Origin of the sequence: Bradyrhizobium sp. CCBAU 45394, assembly GCF_028128655.1 — a bacterium.
Taxonomy (GTDB): Bacteria; Pseudomonadota; Alphaproteobacteria; order Rhizobiales; family Xanthobacteraceae; genus Bradyrhizobium; species Bradyrhizobium diazoefficiens.
The window spans coordinates 37,877-50,997 of sequence record NZ_LBIX01000001.1; the positions used below are offsets into that span (position 1 = coordinate 37,877).

At 66.2% G+C, this 13,121-nt stretch carries 10 protein-coding genes; 5 read left to right on the forward strand and 5 right to left on the reverse strand.

Annotated elements, in window-relative coordinates:
* The first annotated feature begins 31 nt into the window (after positions 1-31).
* Both putA and WN73_RS00175 read left to right on the forward strand, forming a co-directional pair.
* On the forward strand, positions 32-3,031 hold the full coding sequence (putA, locus tag WN73_RS00170) for a bifunctional proline dehydrogenase/L-glutamate gamma-semialdehyde dehydrogenase PutA (RefSeq protein ID WP_271550837.1): 3,000 nt from the start codon (positions 32-34) through the stop codon (positions 3,029-3,031).
* Between the two features lie 112 nt (positions 3,032-3,143).
* Positions 3,144-4,349, forward strand: a complete 1,206-nt coding sequence (locus WN73_RS00175) for a CaiB/BaiF CoA transferase family protein (protein WP_028172933.1) — start codon at positions 3,144-3,146, stop codon at positions 4,347-4,349.
* Positions 4,350-4,355: 6 nt separating this feature from the next.
* Here the strand turns inward: WN73_RS00175 and WN73_RS00180 are convergent, their stop codons facing one another.
* The 5 genes from WN73_RS00180 to WN73_RS00200 all read right to left on the reverse strand — a co-directional run bounded on the left by WN73_RS00180 (position 4,356) and on the right by WN73_RS00200 (position 9,489).
* Positions 4,356-5,891 carry a hypothetical protein gene (locus tag WN73_RS00180; protein WP_271550839.1) on the reverse strand — a complete coding sequence of 512 codons (1,536 nt, stop codon included), beginning with the start codon at positions 5,889-5,891 and terminating at the stop codon, positions 4,356-4,358.
* Between the two features lie 93 nt (positions 5,892-5,984).
* A complete protein-coding gene (locus WN73_RS00185; protein WP_271550841.1) occupies positions 5,985-6,974 on the reverse strand; it encodes a hypothetical protein in 990 nt (329 codons plus the stop codon).
* A 381-nt stretch (positions 6,975-7,355) separates the two neighbouring features.
* Positions 7,356-7,853: a TPM domain-containing protein gene (locus tag WN73_RS00190; protein ID WP_060910642.1), complete on the reverse strand. Its 498-nt coding sequence runs from the start codon at positions 7,851-7,853 to the stop codon at positions 7,356-7,358.
* 4 nt (positions 7,854-7,857) lie between these two features.
* Positions 7,858-8,748: a TPM domain-containing protein gene (locus tag WN73_RS00195; protein WP_060910641.1), complete on the reverse strand. Its 891-nt coding sequence runs from the start codon at positions 8,746-8,748 to the stop codon at positions 7,858-7,860.
* A gap of 132 nt (positions 8,749-8,880) precedes the next feature.
* Positions 8,881-9,489 (reverse strand): LemA family protein, encoded by a 609-nt coding sequence (locus WN73_RS00200; RefSeq protein ID WP_028172928.1) that lies wholly within the window; start codon positions 9,487-9,489, stop codon positions 8,881-8,883.
* Positions 9,490-9,774: 285 nt separating this feature from the next.
* Between WN73_RS00200 and WN73_RS00205 the strand changes: the two genes are divergently transcribed.
* The 3 genes from WN73_RS00205 to WN73_RS00215 are packed head-to-tail and all read left to right on the forward strand — an operon-like array spanning position 9,775 to position 12,997.
* Entirely contained in the window at positions 9,775-10,629 is an 855-nt protein-coding gene (locus WN73_RS00205; RefSeq protein WP_028172927.1) for an enoyl-CoA hydratase, read from the forward strand.
* A 5-nt stretch (positions 10,630-10,634) separates the two neighbouring features.
* Positions 10,635-11,783, forward strand: a complete 1,149-nt coding sequence (locus WN73_RS00210; protein ID WP_271550848.1) for an acyl-CoA dehydrogenase family protein — start codon at positions 10,635-10,637, stop codon at positions 11,781-11,783.
* Positions 11,784-11,800: 17 nt separating this feature from the next.
* Complete coding sequence (locus WN73_RS00215; protein WP_271550850.1) at positions 11,801-12,997, forward strand: acyl-CoA dehydrogenase family protein; 1,197 nt, start codon at positions 11,801-11,803, stop codon at positions 12,995-12,997.
* Positions 12,998-13,121: the final 124 nt, after the last annotated feature.

Here is a 13,121-nt window from a genome sequence, read left to right on the forward strand (position 1 = left end):
CTTATCCTGGATTTGAGCCACAGGACACGCCATGCCGAACATCCAGCCTCCCTTCACCGCCCCCTACGCGCCCGATGATGCCGAGATCGCCGCGCGCCTGTTGCCGGCGTCGCATCTCAGCCCGCCGCAGGAGGCGCGGATCGACCGCACCGCGACACGGCTGATCGAGGCGATCCGCAAGCGCGACGACCGGCTTGGCGGGGTCGAGGACATGCTGCGGGAGTTCGCGCTCTCGACCAAGGAAGGCCTCGCACTGATGGTGCTGGCGGAGGCGCTGTTGCGCGTGCCGGACGCGCGCACCGCCGACCAGTTCATCGAGGACAAGCTCGGCGAGGGCGACTTCATCCATCACGAGACCAAGTCCACCGCCTTCCTGGTCAACGCCTCGGCCTGGGCGCTCGGCCTGTCGGCGCGGGTGATCCAGCCCGGCGAGACGCCCGACGGCACCATCGGCCGGCTGGTGAAGCGGCTCGGCGCGCCGGCGGTGCGCACCGCCACGCGCCAGGCGATGCGGCTGATGGGCAATCATTTCGTGCTGGGTGAGACCATCGAGCAGGCGCTGGAGCGGGGTAAGCCGCGCTCTGGCCAGAAGACGCGCTACTCCTTCGACATGCTCGGCGAAGGCGCGCGCACCGCGGCGGACGCCAGGCGCTATTTCGACGCCTATGCCAGCGCGATCGAGACGATCGGCAAGGCGGCCGGCAACCATGCCCTGCCCGACCGGCCCGGCATCTCCGTCAAGCTCTCGGCGCTGCATCCGCGCTTCGAGGCGATCAGCCGCGCGCGCGTGATGGTCGAGCTGGTGCCGCAGCTGCTCGATCTGGCGCAGCGCGCCAAGGCCCATGATCTCAACTTCACCGTCGACGCCGAAGAGGCGGACCGGCTGGAGCTGTCGCTCGACGTGATCGCGGCAATGCTGGCCGATCCCTCGCTCAAGGGCTGGGACGGTTTTGGGCTCGCGATCCAGGCCTATCAGAAGCGCGCCAGCGCAGTGATCGACTATGTCGACGCGCTCGCCCGCGCCCATGACCGCAAGCTGATGGTGCGGCTGGTCAAGGGCGCCTATTGGGACACCGAGATCAAGCGCGCGCAGGAGCGCGGGCTCGACGGCTATCCCGTGTTCACGCGCAAGGCGATGACGGATCTGAACTACGTTGCCTGCGCGCAAAAGCTGCTCGGATTGCGGCCACGCATCTTCCCGCAATTCGCCACCCACAACGCGCTGACGGTCGCGACCGTGCTGGAGATGGCCGAGGGCAGCAGCGGCTTCGAATTCCAGCGCCTGCACGGCATGGGCGAGGCGCTCTACGAGCAGCTCGCCAAGGATCACGCAGACATCGCCTACCGCACCTACGCCCCGGTCGGCAGCCATCGCGACCTGCTCGCCTATCTGGTGCGGCGCCTGCTGGAGAACGGTGCCAACTCCTCCTTCGTGGCGCAGGCAGCCGATTATCGCGTCCCGGTCCCGGCGCTGTTGCAGCGTCCGGCGGATGCGATCGTCCGGCCGCAGGCGGCGGCGCATCCCAGGATTCCGCTCCCCTGCGATCTGTTCGCGCCGGAGCGGCGCAATTCGCGCGGCGTCGAGTTCGGCGCGCGCACCGCGCTCGACCAGCTGCTGACCGACGTCAAGGCCGAGACAGCCGACCTCAAGCCGATCGCCGATGCAACGCCGGACCAGGCCAATGCAGCGGTGGCCGCAGGGCGCGCGGGTTTCGCCGGCTGGAGCCGGACGCCCCCGGGCACACGCGCGGCGGCGCTGGAGCAGGCCGCGCACCTGTTGGAGAGCCGTAGCGCCCATTTCATCGCGCTATTGCAGCGGGAGGGCGGCAAGACGCTCGACGATGCGCTCTCGGAGCTGCGCGAGGCCACCGACTTCTGCCGCTACTATGCCGCGCAGGGCCGCAAGCTGTTCGGCAGCGAGACGGCGATGCCAGGCCCGACCGGCGAGAGCAATGCGCTCGCCATGCGTAGCCGCGGCGTCTTCGTGGCGATCTCGCCGTGGAATTTCCCGCTGGCGATCTTCCTCGGCCAAGTCACGGCGGCGCTGATGGCCGGCAACAGCGTTGTCGCAAAACCCGCCGAGCAGACGCCGCGCATCGCGCGCGAGGCCGTAGCCCTGCTGCACGAGGCCGGCATCCCCGAGAGCGCGCTGCATCTCGTCACCGGCGACGGCCGCATCGGCGCCGCGCTGACCGCGCATCCCGATATCGCCGGCGTCGTCTTCACCGGCTCGACCGAGGTCGCCCGCAGCATCAACCGGACGCTCGCGGCCAAGGACGGACCAATCGTGCCGCTGATCGCGGAGACCGGCGGCATCAACGCCATGATCGCAGATGCCACCGCGCTGCCGGAGCAGGTCGCCGACGACGTCGTGACTTCGGCGTTTCGTTCCGCCGGCCAGCGCTGCTCGGCGCTGCGGCTGCTGTTCGTGCAGGAGGACGTCGCCGACCGCATGATCGAGATGATCGCGGGCGCGGCACGCGAACTGAAGATCGGCGACCCCAGCGACGTCGCAACCCATGTCGGGCCGGTGATCGACGTCGAGGCCAAGCAGCGCCTCGATGCGCATATCGCGCGGATGAAGACGGAGGCGCAGCTGCACTTTGCCGGTCCCGCGCCGGAGGGCTGCTTCGTCGCGCCGCACATCTTCGAGCTCACGGAGGCCGGCCAGCTCACCGAGGAAGTGTTCGGCCCGATCCTGCATGTCGTGCGCTATCGGCCCGAGAACCTCGAACGCGTGTTGCAGGCGATCGAGCGCACCGGCTACGGGCTCACGCTCGGCGTCCACTCCCGCATCGACGACAGCATCGAGGCGATCATCGACCGCGTCCAGGTCGGCAACATCTACGTCAACCGCAACATGATCGGCGCCGTGGTCGGCGTGCAGCCGTTCGGCGGCAACGGCCTGTCCGGAACCGGCCCGAAGGCCGGCGGCCCGCACTACCTCGCGCGCTTTGCCACCGAGCAGACCGTGACGATCAACACGGCTGCGGCCGGCGGCAATGCTGCCCTGCTGGCTGGGGAGGAGTGAGTCCCGGAAGGAGCGTTGCATCCCGCCGAAACATCGGTCTAATGCAGCCTTGATCCGGCCCGCGCCAATTCCAGCGCGCGGGAAACAACAAGAGCGAGGGAGCAACGCCGCGATGGACAAGGGCATTTTTGCGGGGCTGAAGGTTCTGGACTGCGCGAGCTTCATCGCAGCGCCCGCGGCCGCGACCGTGCTGTCGGATTTCGGTGCCGACGTCATCAAGATCGAGCCGCCCGGCGCCGGCGACCCCTACCGCAACCTGCCCAACCTGCCGGGCTACCCGACCGGCGAGCACAATTTCGCCTGGCTGCTGGAGGCCCGCAACAAGAAGAGCCTCGCGCTCGATCTCTCCAAGCCGGAGGCGCAGGCGGTGCTCTACAAGCTGGTCGAAGAGACCGACGTCTTCATCACCAACATGCCGCCGCCGGTGCGCACCAAGCTCGGCATCACCTATGACCACCTCGCCCATCTCAACGACCGGCTGATCTACGCCTCGTTCACCGGCTATGGCGAGAAGGGCGAGGAAGCCAACAAGCCCGGCTTCGACAGCAACGCCTATTGGGCGCGCTCCGGCCTGATGGACCTCGTTCGCGCCGATACCGATACGACGCCGGCCCGCTCGGTCGCCGGCATGGGCGACCACCCCTGCGCGATGGCGTTGTACAGCGCGATCGTCACCGCGCTCTATCAGCGCGAGAAGACCGGCAGGGGCTCGCATGTCGCTTCCAACCTGATGGCGAACGGGGTGTGGGCGGCGAGCGTGCTGGCGCAGGCAAAACTCTGCGGCGCCAAGTTCGGCGAGCGGCGCCCGCGCGAGCGCGCGCTGAATGCGGTCGCCAACCACTACCAATGCAAGGACGGCCGCTGGCTGATCCTGTCGCTGCTGAGCGAGGAGAAGCAGTTTCCGACGCTGGCCAAGTGCCTTGGCCGCGAAGACCTGATCACCGATCCACGTTTTGCCACCAAGCCCGACCGCCACGCCCGCTCGGTCGAGCTGATCAAGATTTTCGACGAGACTTTCGCCACCAAGGACCTTGCCGAATGGCGCAAGATCCTCGACGGCAACGGCCTCGTGTTCGGCATCGTCGGCATTCTGGACGACATCCCGAACGACAAGCAGATGCTGGACAACGAAGTGCTGGTGCCGTTCGAGAACGACACCATGCTCACCATCTCCAGCCCGATCTGGGTCGACGGCACCAAGAAGGTGCAGCCGCGCAAGCCGCCCGGCGTCGGCGAGCACAGTGACGAGATCTTGCGCGGAGCGGGATACGACGAGGCAGCGATCAAGCAACTGCGGTCAAACGGGGCGGTGGGGTAGGACGCGCTAGCGCGTCTTGATGAAGCACATGCCGATGCGGCGCGAGGCCGCGGCAGCCTGACAGGTCAAACCTTTGGCACAGCTCCATGACGTAAAACTCTTGTCCGGCGCTCCCGATCCCGCATCTTGCAAAAGACAATGCGCCCCCCAGCCGTCCTGATATTCGGTGCCGGCCAGTTCCTGGCTGCCGCGGGTCTGCGGCCGGCTGGCGAATCCGCGTGAGAAATCAGGCCGCTGTCCGGCCGCGAACGCGGTCAGGATGTCGCGGCGGCGAAGCTGGTCGCCAAGGAAATGCGGCGAGGCCGGCACGATGGTGGCATTGGACGGCTTGTCCGCCAGCCAATCCACGCCCGGAAAATGGAAGCCGCCGATGCCGCGGGTCTGGTGACAGCCGGCGCAAGTGACGTCGTTGAGACGGCGCTGGAAGCCCGCGACCGAGCGGATGTTCTGCATGTCACCGCGCGCGGTCGCTTGCTTCAACGCGCTAACCACATCGCTGTCCGTGAAGACGGGATTGTCCTTGCCCTCGCCTTGCATCATGCCGAACTCCGGCTGCAACGCGGAGGCATCGAGGCCGGCCGGTGTCGGCACCACCGCGGCCTTGGCCAAAAACTTCTCGGGGATCAGCACCGTGCCGCGATCGAACTCGCGCAGATGGTCGGGCGCGAGCAGCCACTCCTTGAAGTCGCGCCGGAGATCATTGTCCGCAAAAATCCGGTCGCGATCGATCTGGTTCTCCAGCGTCGATTCCTCGAACGTCTTCGTCGCGGCGTCGTACTTGAACACCTTGAGCAAATAGTCCGAGCGGAAGTCGTGCAGCGCCGATTTCGGCGCGATCGAGACCTGGATGTTGGTCTCGATGCGATCGAGCATGGCATCGTAAGGATAGAAGCCGCCGCCGATCAGCCCCTGCCAGTCGCCATTGTCGAGCCAGCGCCGCGCGACCTCGGCGCAGGTGACCGGCTTGCCGTTCGAGGCGATCTGGCGGGCCTCGCGCGCCTTCAGCACCAGGTTGAACGTCATCGGCAGGCGCGTCGCCGTCTTGCTCCCGTCCGGTCCGGCGTCGAAACGGGTGAGCCGATAGATCAGGCGGATCTCGCCGCAGGAATCCTCCGCGACATAGGCGCGGTCCATGCGGTTGACGATGCCGGCCAGCACGAAACGCGTGTTGGGGGATTTCAGCGCGGCCCGATCGAACAGCTGCACGTCAAAGCCTTCGCCGACGCCGATGGTCTCGCTCGGCCATGCCGCCTTGTGTCCCGCGATGTAGCGATCGAACTCCGCGTCGATTGCCGGCGGAATTGGCGCAAGCTGCGGCATCGAGGAGAACAGCAGATCGTTCGTGAGCGGAAAGTTCGCGTTGCGCTCCGGCCATAACAGGCGCGAGATCGTGAGCGCATCGTTCTGGTCGAGCCTGCGCAGGACATCGGGATCGGTGATCGCCGTGCCGCGCGTGAGCTGTGCATTCTCCGCTGCCGATAGCGACATGGCGCCACCAAGAAGCACGACGACAGCAAGGAGAATTCGCAACACGCGGCTCATGCCTTCAGTAACACCGCGCAAGGACCCCTATTCAAGCAAAAAGGCGCTTCACATGGTGGTGAAGCGCCTCTTCGAAAGTTGAATTCCGACAGCTTAGCGCGCGACGATCAGGCCCTTGCTGGTGACAACCACCCAGCGGCCGTCCTGGCGGCGGATCGCATCGACGCGGCCAACGCCGGGAATGGGATCGCCGGCATAAACCTCGTAAAGGCCGCCCCTGCCCTCGATCAGCGCGCCGCCATTGGCGACGTCGCGCAGGACCCAGCCCTCGATCGTCGGGAGCCGGCCGACCTCGGTCTTGGGCGCGGCGGGCACCGGAGCCGGTGCGGCGGCAGCGGTCGCAACCTGGGTCGGCGCGATCGAGCCGGTGGTCTCCCTGGCGGGTGTGGCGGCAGCCTGCGCGGGGGCTGCGGGCGGCGTGGCACGGAGCTTGTCCACGGTCTCGGACAGTTTTGCGATCCTGGCCATCGGCTCGGCCTGCGCCTTCTCGAGCTTGTCGAGACGGTCGTTGGCCCGGTTGAACTGGTTGAGACCGGTCTTGGAGGTGTGCTCGACATTCGCCTTGAGCGCGACGAGGTCGGCATCGATCCGCGCGACGGAGGCATCGAGCGCGCTGGTGTCGGCGACCTGCGCTGGCGCCGGAACCGGAGCTGCAAAGTGCATCATGCCGGCGGTCGCGAGCGCGCCGCTGATCGCGCCGACGCTGGCGGCAATCGCCACCACCGCGGCCATCGCCGACAGGCGACGCTTGCCGCCGGCCTCGCGCGGCTCGTCCGCCTTCACGTGGGGGGCGAAATCCTCGCGGTCCCAGGCGCGATCCGAGGGGGGCATGACGATGAGCTTGCCCGGCTTCGGCTCGGGCCCGGATTCAGCCTGCGGCGTGGCGCTGAACTTCGGCACCTCGATCCTCGAGGCTTCGATCCTGGGCGGCTCGACCTTGACTGGATCGGCTTTGGGCGGCGTCTCATGGTCGGGGGCAATCGAAGGGGCCTCGATCCCGGCAGCCTCGACGGCCTGCGGCGCGGTCGCGGCGGCTTCGACGCTCGTCTGTTCGCCGGTCTCTTGGGCAGCCTGCTCAGCCATTGGTTCGCTCACGGCTCAAATACTCCACTCTGGATTGACCTTTTGGTAACTTTCATTGCTTGCGAAATCCTTACCTTCGGACCCGCTTACCGAAATTTTAGGAAGTCATCAGGGGCCGAATTTGGCCGGGAAAGTGGAACCGGTGTGGCGGGCGTGAAACAATTTGTAACCGGGGGAAGATGAACGGCAGGGCAACGGTCGGGCCGCCGCCCTTCGAGGACAGCCGAAGAAGCGGCCGCCTCGAGCGACAACCGCTTCGCGGTTGCGCGGGGGTACGGTGAGAGAGTTGGGCGCGCGAAGCAATCCAGACTGCCACCGCGGAAAGACTCTGGATTGCTACGCTACGCTCGCAATGACGGCGTGCGGATTACTGGCAGGCGCTCACATCGTCACCGGCGCATCCGGCAGCTCGTTGCGATGCGGGCCCTGCGGAGGAAAATGCTTTGCCAGCTCGCGCGACACGGCTGCGATGCCTTCGATCACGCCGCGCTCGAACTGGCCGGACCTGAACTCCGCCTCCATCGCGCGGCAGATGGTCTCCCAGCCCGCCGCCCCCACCTTCGCGTCGATGCCGCGGTCGGCGATGATCTCGACGTCGCGATCGGCGAGCAGGAGATAGATGAGGACGCCATTGTTGTGCGCGGTGTCCCAGATGCGCAAATGCGAGAACACGTCGAGCGCGCGCTCGCGCGCCGGCTGGTTGCGGAACAGGGGGCCGCCGTCGAGCGCGCCTTCGACGACGAAGCGGACCTGGCCGGAATGGGTGGTCTCACCCTGCTTGATCGCCTGCTCGATGCGGGTGAGCACCTTTGGCGGAAAAATCCGCTTTGCCCGCCAATGATGCTGCACCAGATGTCTGGCAATGCGCTTGATGCTCATGCCGCTACCAGCTCCCCGAGGCGCCGCCGCCGCCAAAACTGCCACCACCGCCGCTGAAGCTGCCGCTGTCGCTGCTGCCCGACGATCCGCTGCTCCAGCCGCCTCCCGAGGATCCGCTCGACCACGAGCCCCGACGCGACGACCCCGTACTTGGTCCCATCGCGGAAACCACATCGGCGATGAATCCGATGATGAAGCCGGCGACGCCGAGCACCATGGCAAGCCCGAAAGAACCGAGAATGAGCCAGGTCAATGCTGCGATGATGCCCCCGGTCACCAATGATCCGAGCAGCCGCCCCAGCATGGCCCGGAAGAACCCGCCGACCCCGATCGAGGCGAACACCGTCACGAAGAAGAGCGGCCCGATATCGTCCAGATTGCCGAAATTCACGCTGGGCGAGGGAACCGGCAGCGGCTCGCCGTCGATGACGCGGATCATGCGATCGACACCATCCGAGATGCCGCCGCTGAAATCGCCCGTTCTGAATTTCGGTGTGATGATCTCGTCGATGATCCGCCGCGAGGTGACGTCGGTGAGCGCGCCTTCGAGGCCGTAACCGACCTCGATGCGCAAATGCCGGTCGTTCTTGGCAACGACGAGGATCGCGCCATCGTCGACCTTCTTGCGGCCGACCTTCCAGGCCTCCGCAACCCGGATCGAGAACTGCTCGATCGTTTCCGGCTGCGTGGACGGCACGATCAGCACGGCGACCTGGCTGCCTTTGCGCGTCTCGAAGTTGCGCAGTTTTTGCGTGAGCGCAGCAATGTCGCCGCTGGAGAGCGTGCCGGTCTGGTCGACCACGCGGCCGGTGAGCTGCGGCACCGCGACGTCGGCGAAGGCGGGGAATGCGAAGGCGAGGAGGAGTGCGAAGGCGAACCACACACTCAGTGTCATCGCCCGGCTTGACCGGGCGATCCAGTATTCCCGAGACGGCAGCGAGATACGGAAAGGCCGCGGCGTACTGGATTCCCCGCTTTCGCGGGGAATGACAGTGGTGGGCGTGGCGCGCATGAGAGGCGAACGCACTTACTTCGATGGCGCGGGCGCAGGATTGAAATCGACCTTCGGCGCGGTCGAGATCTCCTTCTCGTTCTCGACCGAGAAGTTCGGCTTCTCCTTGTAGCCGAACGTCATCGCGGTGAGGTTGGTCGGGAACGAGCGGATGGTGACGTTGTAATCCTGCACCGCCTTGATGTAGCGGTTGCGCGCCACCGTGATGCGGTTCTCGGTGCCCTCGAGCTGGGACATCAGGTCCTTGAACAGCGCGTCCGACTTGAGCTGCGGATAGTTCTCGGTGACGACCAGGAGGCGCGACAGCGCGCTGGAGAGCTCGCCCTGGGCGGCCTGGAACTTCTGGAAGGCCGCGGGGTCGTTCAGCACCTCCGGCGTTGCCTGGATGCTGCCGACCTTGGCGCGGGCATTGGTCACGCCGAGCAGCACGTCCTTCTCCTGCTGGGCAAAGCCCTTCACCGAGTTGACGAGGTTGGGCACGAGATCGGCGCGGCGCTGATACTGGTTCACGACCTCGGACCAGTTGGCCTTGATCTGCTCGTCCTCGCTCTGGATCGCGTTGTAGCCACAATTGGTGAGGCTGAGCGAGGCCAGCGCCGCCAGCACGGTCAGGATCTTGCGCATCAAAATTTCTCCCGGTGGAATCCGGCGCAAACTATCAGAAGGGCCCTGGCGAGTGTCGAGATTTCTTCTCGTCATTCCCGGGCGATGCGACGGGACCGCGCAAGCGCGGCCCGGAGCATCGAAGAATCTCGAGATTCCGGGTTCGCTTCGCGCCCCGGAATGACTGCAACAAGCATATGCGCGCCCCATCGCCAGCCGATTGACGCAAGCCCCTTGCCTATCACCGGCCAACATAGTCAACTCAACGAAACAATAAGACCAAACGGAAACGCCAGGGGGAACGCGATGTCCTCGTTCGAGACCATCCTCGTGGAGCGGCCGGAGCCGGCGATTGCCCGGGTCGTCATGAACCGGCCCGATGCGCGCAACGCGCAGAACCTGCAAATGACCTACGACCTCAACGCTGCCTTCGATGCCGCGGTGCAGGACGACACGGTCAAGGTGATCATCCTTGCCGGCAACGGGCCGCATTTCTCCTCGGGCCACGATTTGCGCCCGGGCGGCAAGAATGAAGCGGGCGTCGATTTTCCGCCGATCGGAAATTGGGGCGGCTTCGCCGAAGCCAACGCGCACGGCCGCTTCGCGCGCGAGCAGGAAATATATCTCCAGATCACGCGCCGTTGGCGCAATCTGGCAAAGCCTGTTATCGCCGAGGTGCACGGCAAGTGCATCGCCGGCGGCTTGATGCTGGCCTGGGCCTGCGACCTCATCGTCGCCAGCGACGATGCGCAGTTCTGCGATCCCGTGGTCGCCATGGGCGTCTGCGGCGTCGAATGGTTCGTGCATCCTTGGGAGCTCGGGCCGCGCAAGGCCAAGGAATTCCTGTTCACGGCCGACAGCTGGAGCGCGCAGGAGGCGCATCAGCTCGGCATGGTCAATCAGGTCGTGCCACGCGCGGAGTTGTCATCGCGCGTGCTGGAGCTGGCGCGCCGGATCGCATCAAAGCCGTCCTTCGCGCTGAAGCTGACCAAGGAGGCGGTCAATCGTTCGGTCGATGTGATGGGCCAGCCGGCTGCAATCGACCAGGCCTTTGCCCTGCATCAGCTCTGTCACGCCCATAACCTTCAGGAGTTCGGCATGATCGTCGATCCATCGGGCCTGCATCCCTCCGTGCGCAAGCCGCCGGCGGCCGCGGAGTAGACGCGATGGACCTCAATCTGAGCGACGAGCAACGGCTGCTGCGCGAAAGCGCGGAACGCTTCGTGGCCGAGAGCTACGATGCCGATCATCGCCGCAAGATGGCGAACGATCCGCTCGGCTTCAGCCCGGCGGTATGGACGCAGTTTGCCGAGCTCGGCTGGTTGGCGTTGCCGATCCCGGAGCAGTTTGATGGGCTCGGCGGTGGTGCGGTCGAGATCGGCATCTTGATGGAAGCCTTCGGCCGCGGGCTGGTGTCGGAGCCTTATGTCGCAACCGTCGTGCTCGGAGCCGCGCTGATCGACAGATGCGGCAGCACGGCGCAGAAGCAGGCGAGCCTGCCGAAGATCGCGGACGGGTCGTTCAAGCTGGCGCTTGCGCATTCCGAACGCGCAGCGCGGTTCGATCTCGCCAAAGTTGCGACCGCAGCCAACAAGACCGCGCAGGGCTGGCGTCTTGCCGGCAGCAAGATCGCCGTGCTCGACGGCCATGCCGCCGACGAGATCATCGTCTCCGCGCATATTCACGATCATCGGGGGCCATCGGGGCGGATCGGCCTGTTCCTGGTGCCGGCAACGGCGCCAAGCCTCTCGATCTCCGACTATCCGCGCCTCGGCGGCGGGCGCGCGTGCAATATCGAGCTGCCCGACGTGCATCTTCCGGAGGATGCCCTGCTCGGCGACGGCAAGGATGCGCTGCCCGCAATCGAATGGGCCGTCGACCGCGCCATGGCCGCGCTCGGCGCGGAAGCCGTCGGCATCATGCAGACGCTGCTGGAGACGACGCTGGAATACACCAAGATCCGGAAGCAGTTCGGCCGGCCGCTGTCCGCCAACCAGGTGATCCGCCACCGCCTCGCCGACATGGCGATGCAGGTGGACGAGGCGCGCTCGATGGCGCTGCGCGCCGCGCTGAAGGCAGACAGCACGCCGATCGAGCGCGCGCGGGCCGCGTCGGGCGCGAAGGCGAAGATCGGAAAATGCGCGCGCTTCGTCGGCGAGCAGTCGATCCAGCTTCACGGCGGCATGGGCGTCACCGAGGAGCTCGAGGTCGGCGCCTATTTCAAGCGGCTGGTCGCCTTCGACACGCTGTTCGGCGGCAGCGCGCACCACTATGCCCGCCACGCCCGGCTTGGCCGCGCCGGCGTGCCGGCCTGAACCGAAAGGAGCGCATCATGGACCTGTCGTTCAATGCCGAGGAGCGCGCCTTCCAGGACGAGGTGCGCGGCTTCATCGCCAAAAATCTCACCGAGGAGATGAAGCGCGCGACCGCGCTGACGCCCTCGGTATTCTCCGACCCTGATATCGGCATGGCCTGGCAGCGCGCGCTGCACAGGCAGGGCTGGGGCGCGCCGGGCTGGCCGGTCGAATATGGCGGTCCGGACTGGACGCCGGCACAGCGCTGGATTTTCGAGACCGAATCCGCGCGCGCCGGCGTGCCCAATGTGAATGTCATGGGCGTAAAGATGGTCGGGCCCGTCATCATCGGCTTCGGCAGCCCTGAGCAGAAGAACTTCTATTTGCCGCGGATTCTCTCCGGCGAGGATTATTGGTGCCAGGGCTACTCCGAGCCGGGCTCCGGCTCCGACCTGTCTTCGCTGAAGACGCGCGCGGTGCGCGACGGCGACCACTACATCATCAACGGCACCAAGATCTGGACCACGCATGCCCACCACGCCAACCGCATGTTCGCGCTGGTGCGCACCGGCGACGGACCGCGGCAGCAGGACGGCATCAGCTTCATCCTGATCGACATGAAGACGCCGGGCATCACGACGCGCCCGATCCTCACCATCGGCGGCGACCACGAGGTCAACCAGGTGTTCTTTGACGACGTGCGCGTGCCCATGGCCAATCGGGTCGGCGAGGAAGGCAAGGGCTGGACCTACGGCAAGTACCTGCTCGAATTCGAGCGCGGCTCGGGCATCGCCTCCGCCAAGCTGCGCGAAGGGCTGAAGGCGGTCGCGGACCTTGCCGAGTCGGACCTGACCGGCCGCGCGATCGACAGTCCTGACATCGCGACGCGCATTTCGGAGGTCGAGGTCGACATCGACGCGCTGGAGATGACCGAGCTGCGCGTGCTCTCGGCGCTCCAGACCGGACAGAATCCCGGCGCGGTGTCGTCGATCCTGAAGCTGCGCAACAGCGAGATCCGCCAGGCCGTGACACGGCTGGGCGCTGACGTGATCGGCCACGACGCCCTCGCCGTCGAGCCGATGCGCCCGCTCTACAAGCTCAACCACGAGCCGGCGATACCCGAGGACATGCTGACGGTGGTGCCGGAATATCTCAACGGCCGGGCCTACACGATCTTCGGCGGCACGTCCGAGATTCAGCGCGACATCATCGCGAAGATGATGCTGGGGATTTGAAGGCAAAGCTCGCGCAACGCATTCGGTGTCGTCCCGGCGAAGGCCGGGACCCATACGCCGTGACGAAGTTGGCGTGCGAAGCTGGTAACCACCGATCTTCGCCAAACCAGGCTCGGTGGTTATG